The sequence below is a fragment of the Gilliamella sp. LMG 34362 genome (genome assembly GCF_984569125.1).
On sequence record NZ_OZ474902.1, the window covers coordinates 1,788,063 to 1,805,586 of the forward strand.

The 17,524-nt window shown below is 29.6% G+C and carries 16 protein-coding genes; 6 read left to right on the plus strand and 10 right to left on the minus strand.

Annotated elements, in window-relative coordinates; translation table 11 throughout:
• The first annotated feature begins 1 nt into the window (after nucleotide 1).
• Nucleotides 2–964, plus strand: coding sequence for a lipopolysaccharide heptosyltransferase RfaC (rfaC, locus tag AC5LWZ_RS08245; protein WP_198200193.1), 963 nt, complete (start codon nucleotides 2–4; stop codon nucleotides 962–964).
• A 38-nt stretch (nucleotides 965–1,002) separates the two neighbouring features.
• Complete coding sequence (locus AC5LWZ_RS08250) at nucleotides 1,003–1,203, plus strand: YaeP family protein (protein WP_198200194.1); 201 nt, start codon at nucleotides 1,003–1,005, stop codon at nucleotides 1,201–1,203.
• Here the strand turns inward: AC5LWZ_RS08250 and AC5LWZ_RS08255 are convergent.
• From AC5LWZ_RS08255 to trmA, 3 genes are all read right to left on the minus strand, one after another.
• A complete protein-coding gene (locus AC5LWZ_RS08255; protein ID WP_493463458.1) occupies nucleotides 1,196–2,599 on the minus strand; it encodes a heavy metal sensor histidine kinase in 1,404 nt (467 codons plus the stop codon). The genes AC5LWZ_RS08250 and AC5LWZ_RS08255 overlap by 8 nt on opposite strands.
• Nucleotides 2,586–3,272, minus strand: coding sequence for a heavy metal response regulator transcription factor (locus AC5LWZ_RS08260; protein ID WP_034902561.1), 687 nt, complete (start codon nucleotides 3,270–3,272; stop codon nucleotides 2,586–2,588). Before AC5LWZ_RS08260 ends, AC5LWZ_RS08255 begins: the two co-directional genes overlap by 14 nt.
• Nucleotides 3,273–3,632: 360 nt before the next feature.
• Nucleotides 3,633–4,730, minus strand: a complete 1,098-nt coding sequence (trmA, locus tag AC5LWZ_RS08265; RefSeq protein WP_493463459.1) for a tRNA (uridine(54)-C5)-methyltransferase TrmA — start codon at nucleotides 4,728–4,730, stop codon at nucleotides 3,633–3,635.
• Between the two features lie 268 nt (nucleotides 4,731–4,998).
• Between trmA and srmB the strand changes: the two genes are divergently transcribed.
• Both srmB and AC5LWZ_RS08275 read left to right on the plus strand, forming a co-directional pair.
• A complete protein-coding gene (gene srmB / locus AC5LWZ_RS08270; protein WP_493463460.1) occupies nucleotides 4,999–6,309 on the plus strand; it encodes an ATP-dependent RNA helicase SrmB in 1,311 nt (436 codons plus the stop codon).
• Nucleotides 6,310–6,432: 123 nt separating this feature from the next.
• Nucleotides 6,433–7,035 (plus strand): peroxiredoxin C, encoded by a 603-nt coding sequence (locus tag AC5LWZ_RS08275; protein WP_034902551.1) that lies wholly within the window; start codon nucleotides 6,433–6,435, stop codon nucleotides 7,033–7,035.
• 127 nt (nucleotides 7,036–7,162) lie between these two features.
• On the opposite strand, the gene AC5LWZ_RS08280 is transcribed toward AC5LWZ_RS08275, so the two are convergent.
• The gene (locus AC5LWZ_RS08280; RefSeq protein ID WP_110447651.1) at nucleotides 7,163–7,495 is read right to left on the minus strand and encodes a DMT family transporter; all 333 of its coding nucleotides are present in this window, start codon (nucleotides 7,493–7,495) and stop codon (nucleotides 7,163–7,165) included.
• 777 nt (nucleotides 7,496–8,272) lie between these two features.
• On the opposite strand from AC5LWZ_RS08280, the gene AC5LWZ_RS08285 reads away from it, so the two are divergent.
• Nucleotides 8,273–8,482 carry a hypothetical protein gene (locus AC5LWZ_RS08285; RefSeq protein ID WP_086364383.1) on the plus strand — a complete coding sequence of 70 codons (210 nt, stop codon included), beginning with the start codon at nucleotides 8,273–8,275 and terminating at the stop codon, nucleotides 8,480–8,482.
• Nucleotides 8,483–9,327: 845 nt separating this feature from the next.
• Here AC5LWZ_RS08285 and AC5LWZ_RS08290 read toward each other — a convergent pair.
• The 5 genes from AC5LWZ_RS08290 to AC5LWZ_RS08310 all read right to left on the minus strand — a co-directional run bounded on the left by AC5LWZ_RS08290 (nucleotide 9,328) and on the right by AC5LWZ_RS08310 (nucleotide 14,460).
• Nucleotides 9,328–9,525: a phage integrase gene (locus AC5LWZ_RS08290; protein ID WP_493457637.1), complete on the minus strand. Its 198-nt coding sequence runs from the start codon at nucleotides 9,523–9,525 to the stop codon at nucleotides 9,328–9,330.
• 250 nt (nucleotides 9,526–9,775) lie between these two features.
• Nucleotides 9,776–10,204 carry a hypothetical protein gene (locus AC5LWZ_RS08295; protein ID WP_198200206.1) on the minus strand — a complete coding sequence of 143 codons (429 nt, stop codon included), beginning with the start codon at nucleotides 10,202–10,204 and terminating at the stop codon, nucleotides 9,776–9,778.
• A gap of 388 nt (nucleotides 10,205–10,592) precedes the next feature.
• Nucleotides 10,593–10,793 (minus strand): hypothetical protein, encoded by a 201-nt coding sequence (locus AC5LWZ_RS08300; RefSeq protein WP_086364385.1) that lies wholly within the window; start codon nucleotides 10,791–10,793, stop codon nucleotides 10,593–10,595.
• 661 nt (nucleotides 10,794–11,454) lie between these two features.
• Entirely contained in the window at nucleotides 11,455–12,081 is a 627-nt protein-coding gene (locus tag AC5LWZ_RS08305; protein WP_146208315.1) for a hypothetical protein, read from the minus strand.
• A gap of 1,413 nt (nucleotides 12,082–13,494) precedes the next feature.
• On the minus strand, nucleotides 13,495–14,460 hold the full coding sequence (locus tag AC5LWZ_RS08310; protein WP_493463461.1) for a replication initiation protein: 966 nt from the start codon (nucleotides 14,458–14,460) through the stop codon (nucleotides 13,495–13,497).
• 637 nt (nucleotides 14,461–15,097) lie between these two features.
• Between AC5LWZ_RS08310 and AC5LWZ_RS08315 the strand changes: the two genes are divergently transcribed.
• Nucleotides 15,098–15,988 (plus strand): hypothetical protein, encoded by an 891-nt coding sequence (locus AC5LWZ_RS08315; protein ID WP_493463462.1) that lies wholly within the window; start codon nucleotides 15,098–15,100, stop codon nucleotides 15,986–15,988.
• 127 nt (nucleotides 15,989–16,115) lie between these two features.
• Here the strand turns inward: AC5LWZ_RS08315 and AC5LWZ_RS08320 are convergent, their stop codons facing one another.
• Nucleotides 16,116–17,270 (minus strand): hypothetical protein, encoded by a 1,155-nt coding sequence (locus tag AC5LWZ_RS08320; RefSeq protein ID WP_493463463.1) that lies wholly within the window; start codon nucleotides 17,268–17,270, stop codon nucleotides 16,116–16,118.
• Nucleotides 17,271–17,524: the final 254 nt, after the last annotated feature.

Below are 17,524 nucleotides of genomic sequence, written 5' to 3' on the forward strand. Positions count from 1 at the left end.
TATGCGCGTGTTAATTGTTAAAACTTCATCTATGGGTGATGTATTGCATACTTTACCTGCTTTAACTGATGCTGCTAATAGCATACCTAACATAACATTTGACTGGGTGGTTGAAGAAAACTTTTGTCAAATTCCCAGTTGGCATTTTGCAGTAAATGACATCATTCCGGTTGCTATCAGACGTTGGCGAAAAAACTGGTTCGCTAAGCCCATTCGCCAAGAACGACATCAATTTATAGAACACTTACAGCGTAAACAGTATGATTGCATTATTGATGCTCAAGGGCTAATTAAAAGTGCGTTTTTAATCACTCGTAAAGCGAAAGGTATTAAACATGGTTTGGATCGCCAAAGCATAAAGGAACCAATTGCTAGTTGGTTTTATGATGTAAAACATCATGTTCCTAAACAGATGCATGCCATTGAACGTGTTCGTATGTTATTTGCAAAAAGTCTTAACTATTCACAACCAGATTCGATTGGTGACTATGCTATTGCTGATCATTTTTTAACATCATTACCACCTGATAACCAAAAATACTTGATTTTCCTACATGCAACTACCCGGGATGAAAAACATTGGACAGAATCGGCATGGCGTAATTTAATTGAGTTAATTGAGCCTACTGGCCTTAAAATTAAACTTCCATGGGGAGCACCGCATGAACAAGAACGTGCATTGCGATTAGCCCAAGGATTCAAACACGTTGAAGTATTACCTAAATTATCTCTCAATGAAATTGCAACGGTTATTGCCGGAGCCAAAGCTGTAGTATCCGTCGATACTGGATTAAGCCACTTAACAGCAGCATTAGATAGACCTAATATTACTTTATTTGGTAATACCGATCCGAAGCTTATTGGCGGATATGGAAAAAACCAACATAGCATCATTTCAGCAGATAAAATGATGCAAACCATAACAGCTGACGAAGTTTATCAACAGTTAATAACATTTATTTAAATCATATTTAAATTTTTTTAATCTATAGGATAGTAAAAATGAACAAATATAGTGAGCTAATTCGGGAAAAATATGCACAAATTGGTAGTAATGATTTAGGTTATATTGATGATGCTTTAGGTGCAGTAATGACAGTTCTCAATGAGATAGTTGATAATCAACAAGTACCAACTGAATTGCGAGAAAAAGCCGCATATGCTGCAGCTAATCTACTAATCAGCGATTTTGACGTTAAATAACGGTAGGAAGTTTAATAATAAATCGAGTTGATAAATCATCAGATTCGACATGAATATGACCTTTATGCGTGTCGATAATAGATTTAACGATTGCTAAACCAATCCCTGTTCCCGAGCTATCTTTACCATTACGGTGCCGTGATTCATCAACTCGATAGAAGCGATCAAAAAGATGTGGTAAATGGCGACTTTCAATCTTTTTACCTGGATTAGCAATAATAATTTGGATTCGTTTTTGATTTACTTGACTCAAGCTAATTTTAATTGTCTGATTTGCAGGAGTATATCGAATAGCATTGGATAATATATTACTTATCGCTCGCCCTAACATCATTTTATCCCCTTCTATATGAGAACAACTACCTTCTATTTGAAAAGTTATATTTTTTTCATCGGCTAAAGGTTCAAAATACTCACACATCAAACTAATCATTGAATGAAGATCAATATCAATAAGATTAGGAACTAATTGATGATTATCTGCTTGAGCTAAAAACAGCATATCAGAAATCATTTGAGACATTTTTTCATACTCTTCTAAATTAGAATATAAAATTTCTCGATATTCATCAGTTGATCGCGCATTATTTAATACTATTTGTGTTTGTGTGGTTAAATTAGTAATTGGCGTGCGCATTTCATGAGCGATATCAGCAGTAAAATTGCGTTGCCGATCAAAAACATCTTCCATTCGATGAAGCATATTGTTAAAAGCTTTAACCAAACTAACATATTTCACCGGTACCGACTTGGTTGAAATACGATAATTTAAACTTTTCATATTAATACCTTCAATCTTTTTAATTAAACGATTGATTGGTTTTTGCGTAAAATATATTGAGATTAATGAACCGATTAAAGCCAAAACACAAGCAATAACGATAAGTAAACCCAAACCATTTCTTAGTCGCTTAATAAATTCAAGCTGTAAATCACGCGCTACTGCAACTATCGTCGTATATTGGCGACCTTCGTCCAATAGTACTCTAGAGGCTCCGATACGATAAGATGATTTATCAATGTTCCAAATTGCAGTGCTATTTTCGGTAATTAAACGATCAAAATCTTCTTGTGATAAAGCAATAGATAAATTTGGACCTCGGGTGCGATAGACAATTTTCCCTGAATCATCAATAATATAAACAAATAAATGATGATGGCCGGTTAAAATAAGTAAAAGATTTTGAAAGAATTCATCACGGTTTTCATCGGGCGAATAATAGGTAAGCTCACGCTCGATTGAGGTGATGACAGAATTCAGTTCTGTAACATTTTGCTGAATAGAAATTTTTTCAAAAGTATGTTCAATAAGATAGCTAAAACAATAAAGTAGCCCACAGGTCAGTAGGCATACAATAAGTGGTATACGAAATGATATGATGTTAGTTTTCTTCATCCAATACATCTAATTTATATCCCATTCCTCGGACTGTATGAATTAATTTCGGTTCAAAATCAGCATCGATCTTGTTCCGCAAACGCCTAATTGCCACATCAATAACATTGGTATCACTGTCAAAATTCATATCCCATACTTGAGAAGCGATAAGTGATCTAGGAAGTACTTCACCAGGATAACGTAAAAAATATTCCAGTAATAAAAACTCTTTATTGGTTAAATCAATTCTCTTATCACCCCTGGTCACGGTTCGTTTAGGTAAGTCCATAACAAGATCAGCAATACTTAATTGATAATTATTAACTTGTGGTACATTTCGTCTTAATAATGATTTAACTCTTGCTAATAGTTCGGCAAAAGAAAATGGTTTAACTAAATAATCATCAGCGCCTAAATTGAGTCCTTTGACTTTATCTTCAACACTCCCCATTGCCGTCAGCAGAATAATTTGCGTATCTTTACCTGCTTCTCGTAAAGACTGCACTATCTTCCAACCAACAATATCAGGGAGCATTACATCTAGAATAATTAAATCATAATCTTCAGTCATTGCTCGATGATAGCCATCTAAGCCATTATCGGTGAGATCAACAATAAATCCTGACTCAACTAATCCTTGGCGTAGATATTCACCTGTTTTTTGTTCATCTTCAACAACTAACAATTTCATATTGAATATTCCTTAATGTTCTATCAGGTTATCGAAATTGCATAATGCAGTAATAGGATATATGAAAAAGGGAAATGGCATCATGACAATTCAATGACTATTTTGTAATCTAATGGTCATTAAATAGTCGGATTAGATTTGTTATAGTATCGCCACAATGATTCATGAGGCTAGACAGTATTGTTTCATTGTTTTATTTCCTTTCATCCATTCCTTGCAATTTAATGCAGCCCTAGTTGATCTAGGGTTTTTTTTTGACTCTAATACTTACTGACGTAAATTTATCCATGGATTACGGCTAATTCACTATAAAACTAATTTTATTTTAGCAAATTTAACCGTAATTGAATATGGTTGATGTTAGTTTTTACGAAGAACAATACCGGTTTCAATATGATCGGTATAAGGAAATTGATCGAACATGGCAAAATGTTCAATTTGATGCGTTTTAGTAAGTTGTTCTAAATTATTTTTCAACGTATTAGGATTACAAGAAATATAAATAATTGTTTGATAACTTTGGATAATCTCAAGCGTATTATCGTCTAATCCTGCTCGTGGAGGATCGACTAATACGGTTTGACATTGATAATCATCTAAATTAATACCCTGCAATCGATTAAATTGTCGTTCTTTTTTAATTGCACTGGTAAATTCTTCGGCCGATAATCTGGCAATAATTAAGTTATCAATATTATTTACTTTAATATTATGTTGTGCAGAATAAACCGATGCTTTTGCGATTTCAGTTGCCAACACCTTCCTAAAATTTTGTGCTAATGCAATCGAAAAATTACCGTTACCACAATAAAATTCGAGAAGATCACCTTTAGAATATTTAGTAACCGATATTGCCCACTCCAACATTTTAATGTTGATAGCCGCATTAGGTTGGGTAAAACTGTTTTCCACTTGTCGATAACTAAAGTTATTATCAAATATGGGTAAAGTCTCATCGACATAATCAACATTTACAGCAATTTTTTGATTACTAGCTCGACCAACCAAATTGGCAATAATACCCTGCTCCGCTAATTGTTGTTTTAAACGCTCAGCTTCTATTATCCATTGGTCATCTAATTTTTTATGATATAAGAGTGTTATTAATAACTGGCCGCTCAACGTGGAAAAATAATCAATCTGAAAAAGTTGATGGCGCAACTTATCGTTATATTGAAGTAACGGTAAAATTGTTTGCATGGCACGATTAATTAATTGTGATGCAATTGGGAAGCTATCAATTCTTACTCTTTTTTTAGTTTTTTTATCATACATAATATGATAAAGCTCCTCACCGTTATGCCAAATTCTAAATTCAGCTCGCATACGATAGTGACTAATTGGTGAAGAGAAAACCTGTAAATCGGGTAATGAAAAATCAGATAATAATGTTTTTAAGTTGATTATTTTATTTTGTAACTGCTGGTTATATTTGTCGTTAGAAAAAGATTCTGTCATATTTATAATTCGATCATCAATTTAACTAAAAAAGAATAGTGTTAAGTTTGCTACCTTGTTATTTTACTGATTTTAGCATAAACCATAAATTATGATAAGTTTAACCATTCATGATTAGCCAATAAATAGTATGTTTATGATTAAAAATTGTTTTATTCTTAACTATTTTCGGCTCTGTTACTCAAAGATTATGTTAGTTAAGGATAAACATTGTAGTTATAACAATTGCCGTTATAATGTGGGACAAAATGATAGATAAAAGAGCACTATGACTACACAAACTTTTTCCGATTTACAGTTAGATGATATCCTAATTGACAATCTACAAACACAAAATATTAATACACCAACGGTAATCCAAGCACAAACTATACCAGTAGCATTAGACGGTAAGGATGTTTTAGGATCGGCGCCAACCGGAACCGGTAAAACCTTAGCTTTTTTGATTCCAGCGGTACAACATTTACTTGATTTTCCTCGTCGAAAACCAGGACCACCACGAATTTTGATACTAACCCCTACTCGAGAACTCGCAATCCAAATAGCTGAGCAAGCAAAATTGCTTACGCAATCAACTCACCTAAGTATCGCCACCATTACTGGTGGAGTTGCTTATATGAACCATGCTGAAGTGTTTAGTAAAAATCAAGATATTGTCATAGCCACTACTGGTCGATTATTACAGTATATTAAAGAAGAAAACTTCGATTGTCGTGCGGTTGAAATGTTAATATTGGATGAAGCAGATCGCATGTTAGATATGGGATTTGCTCAGGATGTAGAAACTATCTCTGCAGAAACTCGTTGGCGCAAACAGACGTTACTATTTTCAGCTACGCTTGAAGGTGATGGATTACATAGCTTTGCTAATCGTATTCTTGAACAACCCGTCGAAATCAATGCCGACCCTTCGCGAAAAGAACGAAAAAAGATTTTGCAATTTTATTATCGCGCTGATGATTTTACCCATAAAATTGCATTATTAACGCATTTATTGAAACAAGAAGAAGTGAAAAAAACGATTGTCTTTGTTCGTAAACGGGAAAGAGTACATGAATTAGTAACATTACTTCATCAAGCAGGTATTCAAAGTTGTTATCTAGAAGGCGAAATGGTTCAAGCCAAACGTAATGAAGCAATCAAAAGAATTAGTAATGACACCGTAAATGTGTTGGTTGCAACAGATGTTGCCGCTAGAGGAATAGATATTGACGATATAAGCCATGTTATCAATTTCGATGCGCCTAAAACCGCTGATGTTTACTTACATCGCATTGGTCGTACTGCTCGTGCTGGAAAAAAAGGTACCGCAATAATGTTAGTTGAAGCTCACGATAATGAGTTATTACTAAAAATTGAACGTTATATACGTGAACCGATTAAATTAAGAACCATTGATGAATTGCGACCAAAAACTAAAGCACCTAAAGCTGTGACCAAAAAGAAACCGTCACAAAAAGCTAAACAAAAAAGTGTAGCTAAAAAGCAAGAAGATACGAAAAAGAAAAAGGTAAAACAGCGTCATCGAGATACTAAAAACAAAGGTAAACCAAAGAAAACGATAATTAAAACCGAATAATAATTTATTTATCATAGTTTAAACTTATGAAATCAATCGCTGATAACAGCTTGGCGTATTGATACATACTGCTATAATTCACCGCAAATAAATTACAAATTTAGTTACACAAGGAGACATTTTATGACATTAGTAACTCGTAAGGCACCAGACTTTACTTCATCTGCAGTGCTTGGTTCTGGTGAAATAGTAAATAATTTTAATTTAGCCGAACATATCAAAGGCAAATATGCAGTCGTATTCTTTTGGCCTATGGATTTTACTTTTGTATGTCCATCAGAAATCATTGCTTTTGATCACCGTCTTGAAGAATTCAAAAAACGTGGTGTAGAAGTTATTGGTGTATCAATGGATTCTGAATATGTCCATAATGCATGGCGCAATACTCCACAAGATAAAGGTGGTATTGGTGAAGTAAAATTCCCTATCGTTGCAGATATCAAACATAGCATTATGCAAGCTTACGGTGTTGAACATCCTGAAGCAGGTGTTGCACTTCGTGCTTCATTCTTTATTGATAAATCAGGCGTTGTTCGTCATGAAACTATCAATGATCTTCCAATTGGACGTAACGTTGATGAAATGCTACGTATTGTTGATGCTTTCCAATTCCACGAAGAACATGGTGAAGTTTGTCCTGCACAATGGACTAAAGGTAAACAAGGTATGCAAGCAAATCCAAATGGTGTTGCTAGCTACTTAAAACAACACGCAAGTGAAATCTAATTTTATTCAAAGTTGATATTTTTACATACCTTTCTTCTAACTTTTACCGGAGTTTAACTCCGGTTTTTTTATTTTTAAAATGCAAAAAACTTAATTAATATTTTTATTATTAGGGTTTAAATCTATATCAATGTCCTGAAATATTTGAAAAAAGATTAATAATTACTACTCCAAAAATAATAAATCCCATACCAATCAATGCAGCAAGATCCAATGACTGTTTTAAAAAAATCCAAGCAATTAAACTAATAATGATAATCCCTATTCCCGACCAAATTGCATAAGCAATACCAACCGGTATCGTTTTTAAAGCTAATGATAAAATATAAAAAGAAGCACTATAACCAATTATGGTAATTATTGAAAAAGTCAGATTAGTAAATCCATTAGATAATTTGAGTGAAGATGTTGCAATCACTTCACAGATAATTGCAGCGAAAAGTAGCAGATATGCGTTCATAGTTTTACTCTCAAATTGGTTAAAATTTTAATAAATAGAATATAGACTTGTTATGATATATTTTGTGAACAATTGAGATAATTAAGCGAACTAAATCGTTAATAATTTATGAAATATTACATGCGTTAAATGGTGGCTTTATAATAACTATTAATAACCAATTAGTATGAATAACAATTTGCCACTATTTACAAAAATAAATACAAAAAGTCAGCTATTTCTATATGACTTATTCATTATACCTAAAATTTAGTGACTTAGCAGTGCCTTTTTAGATTGTACAAATCTAAAGTTTTTTACTCTAATAATAATGTTAATTAATAATATAAATTTCAAAAACGAAAATATGTTATCTTTGAATTTGATTGTTAATTTTTTGAAGATCCTTAAAAAGGAAGATGTTTAATAGTTGATCGTGAAGGAATAACCCTAGACCAATTTATTATTATACAGTGTCATTAAAGTACAAGTTCAGTACAATAACAGAAAGTTACAACGATTTAAGAGAATGAAATTAGTTGCACCTCAAGATTTAAAAAACTACCGCATTTATGTATTAAAACAAAGAAAAGGCGGAAGTAAAGTACTTCTAGAAACGAGAACAAACACAACAAACTTTTGAGCTAGCAAAAGCCGCTTTTTGGCAATTGTATAATACGCAGTATGATAATAAGCATCTATTATTAATGACTTGCAATAGCAAAAAGTTATACGTTTATCGTTATCAATCATCGCCCAGCGATGAATGTTATATTTCATCTGATACAGAATTAAATTATGAATAGAGAAAGACAACGAAAAAATGAACAAGCTTACCGAGACAGGAACGCTGGACGTCCTCGTTTGCCTGGTACATATTTAACAGAACAAGAAAGTGAGCTCCTCAAAAAATTAGCCACAATCTGCGGGACTCAAAAAAAAGCTATTTTTGCCGGGTTAGAGCTATTAGATGAAAAATTAAAAAAAGATAAAATAATTATTGATTAATCGTTCGCGCAATTAATTCTAATCATAGAGTTTAGAGATAATTCGACTGATCTGATAGATTTCAGATTCATAGGAAATATACCATTGTGAAAGATTTTTTATTTTCCCACTACATCTCAAGAATGACTCTAAATGACGTATCAATCGGCAATTTATGCTAACCGAAGTCATTTATCTTATAAATAGATCGCAGAAACAGTCATTAAAAAAGTTTTGAAGACAATCATATTAAAATAATATTAATAACCGACCAAAACTGATTAAAACCAATTACGGCTGCCATTTTACCACCACTTAGATGTTATTAAATGGATTTTGTCTAATGGCATCCTCAAAGTGATTGGGTGCAAATTGAGCCTAACGCATTGTCATTTTAATATCTGTATGACCAAGTATTTTTTGCAATAGTAATATATTATCACCATTCATCATAAAAAAGGTCACAAAGGTATAACGCAAAACATACAATAATTGCTGATCTGGTAACTCTATTTCAGCTCTTTTAATGGCAGAACGGAAAGCCAAGTAATACGGAGTAAAAAGCTGAACATTTTTTTGGAATTTAATTAAAAAGTTCATCATTTATAGGGACGGGGGTTATGCTTGCCTTAAGTATTAATATAGGTAATTTTCTCGTCTTTGACTTGAGAGCTTTTTAAACTTTCAACTGCACTCCATATGGCATCAGTTGCTAAACCAATTTTAACAATGACCGTTAAATCTTTTGCTTTGCTCTACTCCGCTGATGCTAGTAACAATTTTATTTGGTCTGGGAGCAGGTACGCCATTTCTTGCTCATCAATTGTAAATTGTCTGATGCGCTCAACCGGTTTTTTATGTTTCTATTATCCCATTAGTATCAGTTCATTAAACATCGATTTTATATAGGCTAACTCAAGGTTTAACGTTCGAGGTACAACGGTTTTAACTCGTTCTGGGCGATATATTTCACCATTCAGCCGCTTGGTGCGGTAGTCTGTAAAAATTTTCGATGTAAATTTATTAGCTAGTGGATTATTAATGCTTTTAGAAATAAATAGCAAACTAGTTTACACATTTTCACCATCACTTAACGCCTTACCACGGGCGTCGAGCCAAATTTCGATTAGAGCTAATAAGCACCACCTATCATTTTTTCAGCAATCTAATGCTTAGTTATTGCTTGCTCCTTTATATAGTTTTCGTATGCGGCCTCGCCTTTTGTGACAAACGTTTTTCGAATGCACAACCCATCTTCCAGATATTTCTCAAAAAGCCACTTGCCATTTTTTTGTTTTCTGATAGACATAATTGTTAGTCGTCGCTATATAAATATTCACAAAGCCCATTAATATTGAACGTTGATACCGATGTCTTATCGTTAAATGTATATAAAAGATCAAGATCAACAAGATAGTTTTCAAAAGATGATACAAATTTTTCGTTTTTACAGAGTTTTTTATCAAAAAATATATCTGCATATATATCAACATCTTTTTGAAGAAATTCATCTATGCTACCTTTATAACGGTAATCATGAATTATTGATTCATCGGATGAAATTATATTTCTTAATGACATCTTATCGTCAACTTCTATTGGAAAATCACCGAATTTTTTTTCATAATTTTTTTTTGCAATTTCAGCTAGTTCTCTTAGTACATCGCTTTTATCAGCAAAACTTGGTGATGTAAATAAAACGCATGCAGCCAAAGGTAAAGCTAATGCAATAATTTTTTTCATCTCCCTATCCTTATTTTTAGTTCTTAAAAATACTATTTTTTAATAGCATATATTCATCATCTGCTATTGCTTCTTCTTTTTTTAATTTCGAAATACGCTTTAATTTCTCCAAATCATCGTTTAAAAATTCAATAGATTTTTCAATATGTTGTCATTGATGTTAGGGCTTTCTTTACCTGTATATAGCCATTTGAGATTAATCCCTGAGAGCTGAAACGCTCGCCGTGTTCTCGTAAAAGCGGTATACCAACCTTGTTCAGTTCACTGCCAAATTGTGATTGTAGTGATTACACTTATATCAATATAAGCAAATTCTCAATTTCACTAAGCTGAATTACTAATTTACGGTTAATAATAATAAAATTAAGAAAGTGAATTAATACTTATTTCAGTTTTTTCTTTTTTGATCTAATCGCTGTTCAATTAACTTTTCTTGAATTGATGATCCTGCTGCAATGTTATTTATATTTACTTCCGTATTTACTTTGACCATTAATTTCATTTCGTCTTCTGAAAACAAGCTTTTACATAATTGACAGTAAGTTGATAAATAATTAAGAGCATACTCTTTATTTTTATCGAAAATCAAAATAGCTCCATCTAGTTCAGAGTTATTTTGATATTAAACATAAATTAATTTATCGTAAAGAAAATTTTTTCTAAAAGCATAATTATAGTAGTTAAAATATGGCAGTTTATAAAATGCGGATGACGTGTATTTAGGAAATAACTAGTTACTATTAAAACTATCTCTTACTTTAGTTATCAATGTCGCAATCTGATTACCATTTATAACTCGTTGTACTGCTAATTGATTAGCCATCCGTATTCCATTTAAGTTCTCTATTAATTCTTTAGAGTCAGCTGTTACAATTTCAATGCTAATTCTTCTACTATATTATTTAATATAATAGCTGTGTTAAGTATCTGTTTGATTTTCAACAATATTGAAATCACCATAAATTTTTTTTAACTCTGGTTCAGCAATTTTAAATAAACATCTTTCAAACTTTATTTTTTCTTTGTTTGTATATGCCATTTTATTACTTCCTTACTAATTCTTTCTAAAAATCAATATAAAAGTTATATCATAAATTTCATTTTTGTATAAATAAAGTTGTAATTTTGAACTGTATGACTACACTGCACGAAAACGAAAGATCAACGGAGGATCAAACAATATTTTAAATTCTGACAAACTGTATATATATAAAAAAATCTCACAGGTATCGTTATAGAAAGATAGGTCATTATTTCAAATCAGAATCATCAAAAATAGAATAATCGAATTTCCATTTGTGACTTGGATTTCTATTACATTGCACAATATTTTCACTATAATTTTTATTTATTTTTATTTGTCTAAGTGATAAGTTTCCATCACATTTATGTACATTACATTTCCCTGTAATTTTTGTAATAAAAACCGCTCCATATCTATTTGATTCAAGGCTATACCCTAATGGTAAAAGAAGAAAGCGGCATCTAATTAGTAATAACCCAATTACAAAAGTTACCGCCAAAATCCCCAAAAACAGTATAAACAGAAAAATCACAAAATAGTTTACATTTAAAATATCTGTAAAAGCATTTGTAAAAATGGTTATAATATCAGCTAATAAACCTATAGCACTAATAATACTTATCCATTTTGTTTTTACTGTTTTCCCTACAATACTTAGTTTCTTAATGCTATTTCGACTCATAAAACAATCATTTTTAGCAACTTGAGGATTATTGATAACTATTGGACCATAATTATTTCCCAGTATATTGTTATTTATATTATTATCGCCGTTTATTTTATTGTGATTTATTATTGATTGATTAAGAGATTTTTGTTTTTCTCCACAATAGCAACAAAATGTTGAATCCAATGGTATCTCTTTTTTACAACAAAAACATATCATATTATCTATACCTAAATTAAGATTAAAAAACAGATGCTAATTACATCTGTTTCGATTATCTCTTATATATAAATATTGCCAATTAATCAAGTAAATAAGGTTCAAATATTACAATCTCCTCTCCCATCCAATCATTGAGCTGTAAAAACCTGACCTAAAGTGGTTTAATTTCGTTTCGGGCAAATACTTTTGATGCCTTTTCTGGATCACCAAATCCACTCGTATTTTTAGGAGAGATCCCCATCAATGATGGTGGTACTCGGTGTGCTGTTAAGACATCATCTTGAATGACTGATTTAATATCGATAAAATTATCTTTAGCTGCAACCCCACCAACTAGAATAAGTTTTAAATCATCCTATTTACCATTAGGAACATACATTAATAAATTACGAAAGTTACCTAGTCCGCGACTGTTTGTATCGCCTTTTTTAGTTCATCAATATCTTTTTCATTACGTAATTGATTTGATAAATATAAAATAAATTAGGCATGCGAATCATTTTTAACATAACGCTGCCTAAATACTATCTCTAGGTTATCCAGCCAAATCGAATTAATGGGAGCTAGAAATTTGGGTAATTCATAAATGTCTTGATTGATATCAGGCGCTAACATATTCCATATCGGGCCTTTTTGAATTCGTGATCCTCAAAATTTTGATATATGTACCAATATTGGCTTGATTCAACGGCTCACAGGTATATTTTGCCAACGTTATTTTTAACCCATCGATTTGCCTCATCATGTTTGCGCGTTTTCCTAAATAACAATTTCCTAAAATTAAATAATCATTTTCTATTCGTTCAAATGATTAGCGAAATAGATACTTATGATGAATAAACGTACTATAATTAATATTATTTTGAGAACAGAACAAGGTTAGTCTTACCACTCAATGAAACGGCGCTCTTTCTAGCCCTTTACCAGCCCACCATAAATAGACGTGACTAAGCTTTACGCATAAAAATTCCACTTAAGTGGTTTATACACCGTTGAACTAACAAGAGTTCAATCTCGACGTTAAATTTTGCTAGCATTAATCCAATTTAACAAAAGAGTATTTTTATGACAGGGGTTATTTAAGATTAGATAAACAGGCAAAATATAAACCATATTAAAAATATAGTTAACGCCACTTAATATTTTTTAAGATTTTATCGGAAGGAAAGGCAACAGGTAAGTTATTGATTTTATAGAATTTTAATGGTGGGTTGTGAGGGCATCACTTTAAAAAATATCATATTAATTATATTTAATTAATTTTACCAATTCAACCTACCGTATACAAAAACGTATACAATTTTTTTCTGTTATATTCATAACAATGTGTTTAGTATAACATAATAAAAAAGGTACTTAATAGTACCTTTCAAAAAATCACAAGACTAGTCCCATACCTATTTTTTTTGCTTTAATATCACTATTTTTTTCTTCCATTTTTCTTTTGTTATAAAATTTTTTATCAGTATTTATTTTTGCTTTATTTTCTACATCAGAGTATTTAAAGTTAAAAACAAACTCAATAGCTTCAACGCTTTTACTACTATTATAAATTTTATTATATTTAACATTTATATTTGTATGTTTATTAATCTCATCTATAGCTTTGTCTATAACACTTTGTCTGAATGAATTAAATCTTGAATACTCATTTTTTAAGTCTAAACATTCTTTTAATTCCTTTATTGCTATAACTCTTTTTTTAATGTTTTTATATCTAAACTCATTTAACATTTCATAAATCCGCACAGAATGTTTATTTTTAAAATTAACAACATGTTTTAAGTCATATCTACTAAAATTATCTTTTAAATCAACGAGATAATTCATAATTTCATTACTAAATGTTATTTCAAAAAAAGACAAATTATTGTAATATTTTTTTGATGAAATAAATCTAAATTCATGTTTTATTTCATCATTTCTAATTCTAACAACTCTATTAAAAAGTAAATCTAACGTTAAGTTTATTGTGTTATAAAAGTCACTTTTTTTAATTTTAAATCTATCACAAAACTCTTTTGATTTTATTTGTATTGTTCTTTCGCAAAATTCTTCTCGTGAATCAAGCTTAGATATTGCTAATAAAATAATTCTTTGTTCATTTAAAGTTAGTTTGTAGCTCGCATTCACTAAATAATTACTTTTGTATACGAGTAATTTTTGTTGTTGTTCTTCTGTTTTTGTTGTCGTCAATTCTTTTTTATTTTTATATTCTTCTTTGCTTACAGGCATAACACTGTTTTTAGCAACAGCTTCATCAAATTCTTTAATTATTTCATCATCAATATCAATATCATCATCGAATAAATCAAAAGCATTATTACTATTATCTATTATCATAATTATTCTCCATTTTTTATTGTTTTTATAATTTTGTTATAAAAAAATATATGTGTTTGTCAACAAAAAGACAAAAATATTTTTGTTATGTGGTTAGTTTTTTATGTTGTATGGTTAGTTTTTGTTGTTATGTAGGTTAGTTTTTAATGTCGCATTAGTTAGTTTTTGTTGTTTCGTGATTAGTTTTTGTTGTCGTTCAGGTTAGTTTTTTATGTCAACATGATTTTTAAACCTTTTCAGCATAAGGGGTTGCGCTATGTCTAAATATATAAACAAGTACTAAATAAACAAAAATAAAAAATATAAACACTTTAAAAAATAAGACTTGTGTATAAAAAATAATGTCGTAATTTTAAAAAATTACGTCATTGTTACCAACCCCCAAACCCCCACGCATGGGGGCTTATCTTCTTGCGAAGAGTATTTTATTTATTTTTTTGTTTTTTGTTTAGATTCGCTTCTAGCGAAGCTCAAGCCCCATTCACCGATGTGAATGAGGTATAACAATAAAAAAGAATAGGCGACAACAAAAACTAACCACGCAACATAAAAACTTATGGGCTTGTGTTGACAATGTAAAAAAAATGAATAAATAAATATATATACATAATAAAAACAATAAAAAAGGAGTATAAATATGTACGATGATGATTATAAAACAACATTAAAGCAAGTTTTAGAAGCAGAACATTTTATTATTACAAAGTTTAAAAAGGACAAGTCTTTTAAAAATCCATTAATTACTAAGTCAAAAATTGCAAATTATTTGCTTGAACATAATGAACTAATTAAAAAATTAAGAATTTTAAACAATAAAAAAAAGTGGAATATTTATATAAAACCTGTAAATAAATTTTTTTACTATATGATTTTAGATGAAGTAGAAATAAAAAAATTAGATGAAATAAAAAAATTACTTAGCTCAATTTTTATAAACTTAGTTGTATATACAAGTAAAACTCACTGTCAAATTTTAATAAAGCTTGATAAATTAGTTTTGAAAGAAGAAGATTATTTATTAATATACAAATACTTAATAAGAAAATATAGTAAAACTAAAAAAGAAAATCTTTATGGATTTTATTGTTTTTTTGATGATTTTGTTATTAATAATTTTGATGAAGAAATAAATGATGAAGATGATGAAAAAGAAAAATTTAAAATTCATGCAACTTATATTAAACAAGCGTATCTCATTGATTTATTAGTAAAAAGAATTAAAAAACTCATAAAAGAAGAAAAAATTGAAGAAACAACAATAAAAGAAGATGAAAATAGAACAATAACAAAAGAAAAATGGAAAGAAAAATTAAAAATTATTGATATTAAACATAAGGATATAACAAATTTTGACAAATACTTGTTAATTATAAAAGATCTATTAAAAGAAAATTATAATAAAAATGATTTAATAAACTTTATTCAAAAAAATATTATAAAAAATAACGAATTAGATGTTATTGATTTAGTAAATAAAGCATTTAATAAATTAACTAAAACAAAACCAAAAAAATTTAGAATAAAATGATTTGAACCTTTTTAACAATATTAAACCCTTATTTTATAAGGGTTTTTAAATTCCGCTACGCTTCTAATCTTCAAAAATAATAAAATAATTCCGTTATTTTATTATTTTTAAAGATTTCTATTATTAATTAATACGGTTTAAACGTTTTATCATTATTTAATGCTTTGTTTTTATTATAAATATAAGTAAAATCTTTATTTTTTGTGTGTTTAATTTTATGTGTTGCAGTTGCAAAAAAACTTTTATTGCTATTTGAACCTTGCTGATAATTGCCATACTCAACTTGGCTTTTATCTGTTCTATGCCCCAAAAACTTTGCAATTGTATCATCATCAATTTTTGATTTTTTTAAGTCACTGGCTACTTTATGACGAAAACTATAAAGCGACACATCACTTTTATATTTTCTATAAAAAATTTGACTTAAACTATCATAATCTTTTTGTGACTGTGTAATTACATAATTTTCATTAGAAAAATTACACTTTAAAATTTTTTTAAAAAATTGTTTATATAAATTATTGTTAAAATCTATACTAACTTTACAAGTTCTCAAATCCTGCCCTGATTGTTTATTTACTTTTGCTCCTTTTATTTTTGCCTCTATAAAATAGTTTTTACCCTCAAAAACGGCCTTTAATTCAACACTTTGTCGGAATTCTGCAGGTCTCAAACCAAATAAGCTATACACTAATAATTGTTCGGTATATTTTGCTTGTTGTTTTTCTGTCAATCCATTTATTATTGTGTTTATATTTTCTAACTTTTTTAATGTCTTTTTTTTACTATTATTTTTTTTAAAACTTGGTTTTTGTATATTAATTTCAAATTGTTCTTTCAAAAGCACTGCTAATTCAAATGCTTTATTAGTAATTTCTTTCATTTCTTCAATATTTTTTTTCTTTCTTTGTTCATCAGATTTTTTTTGTAAATCTTTTATTTCATTAATTAACCCAAATTTAATTGATGTTCTATACAAATCATACGTTGCTTTAGTTTTAGCTTTATGTAGTAATAAATTAACTTCATTTTTCTCTATATTTTCATTATGTCTTAACAATCTTTCATATGTTTTTAAATATTGTTTATGCGTTTTTTCATTTTTTGTTGTATTTAAATTTAGCTCTTTTAAAATCTTATTAATATAATAATTTTTGCATAAACCTACTGGTTTTTCAGTATCAGAAGCTAGTACTTCAGCTTTCAGCTCATAAAATTTTAATAAGTCTTTTTGTTGTGTTGTTAACTTCATTTTTACCCCCATTTTTTTATTTTTATTCATTAATTTTTAGTTATTTTTTCATCTCGTTTAAGCCTTTTTTTGCTTAAAACTTGCTTCAAAAATAGCAAAAAATTTAAAATTTCGAGGGCATATTCAGCATTGTAAATACAAGCTTTGCTTGTATTGTTCGCTATGTTTTTTAGCTTATTTTTTTGCTTTTCGCTCACGCTTCAAATCAAAACATAAACTAAAAAATCATGCTCAATTATTCTATCGTCGCAACGTTCACTCGCTCGCTTCGCTTGCTGGTTCTC

Bases quoted from the DNA above. Each gene is read 5' to 3' on its own strand.
- AC5LWZ_RS08315 (WP_493463462.1), top strand. From the start codon at position 15,098: ATGTACGATGATGATTATAAAACAACATTAAAGCAAGTTTTAGAAGCA.
- AC5LWZ_RS08320 (WP_493463463.1), bottom strand. From the start codon at position 17,270: ATGAATAAAAATAAAAAAATGGGGGTAAAAATGAAGTTAACAACACAA.
- AC5LWZ_RS08250 (WP_198200194.1), top strand. From the start codon at position 1,003: ATGAACAAATATAGTGAGCTAATTCGGGAAAAATATGCACAAATTGGT.
- rfaC (WP_198200193.1), top strand. From the start codon at position 2: ATGCGCGTGTTAATTGTTAAAACTTCATCTATGGGTGATGTATTGCAT.
- AC5LWZ_RS08260 (WP_034902561.1), bottom strand. From the start codon at position 3,272: ATGAAATTGTTAGTTGTTGAAGATGAACAAAAAACAGGTGAATATCTA.
- srmB (WP_493463460.1), top strand. From the start codon at position 4,999: ATGACTACACAAACTTTTTCCGATTTACAGTTAGATGATATCCTAATT.
- AC5LWZ_RS08295 (WP_198200206.1), bottom strand. From the start codon at position 10,204: ATGAAAAAAATTATTGCATTAGCTTTACCTTTGGCTGCATGCGTTTTA.
- AC5LWZ_RS08285 (WP_086364383.1), top strand. From the start codon at position 8,273: ATGAATAGAGAAAGACAACGAAAAAATGAACAAGCTTACCGAGACAGG.
- AC5LWZ_RS08275 (WP_034902551.1), top strand. From the start codon at position 6,433: ATGACATTAGTAACTCGTAAGGCACCAGACTTTACTTCATCTGCAGTG.
- AC5LWZ_RS08280 (WP_110447651.1), bottom strand. From the start codon at position 7,495: ATGAACGCATATCTGCTACTTTTCGCTGCAATTATCTGTGAAGTGATT.
- trmA (WP_493463459.1), bottom strand. From the start codon at position 4,730: ATGACAGAATCTTTTTCTAACGACAAATATAACCAGCAGTTACAAAAT.
- AC5LWZ_RS08255 (WP_493463458.1), bottom strand. From the start codon at position 2,599: ATGAAGAAAACTAACATCATATCATTTCGTATACCACTTATTGTATGC.
- AC5LWZ_RS08310 (WP_493463461.1), bottom strand. From the start codon at position 14,460: ATGATAATAGATAATAGTAATAATGCTTTTGATTTATTCGATGATGAT.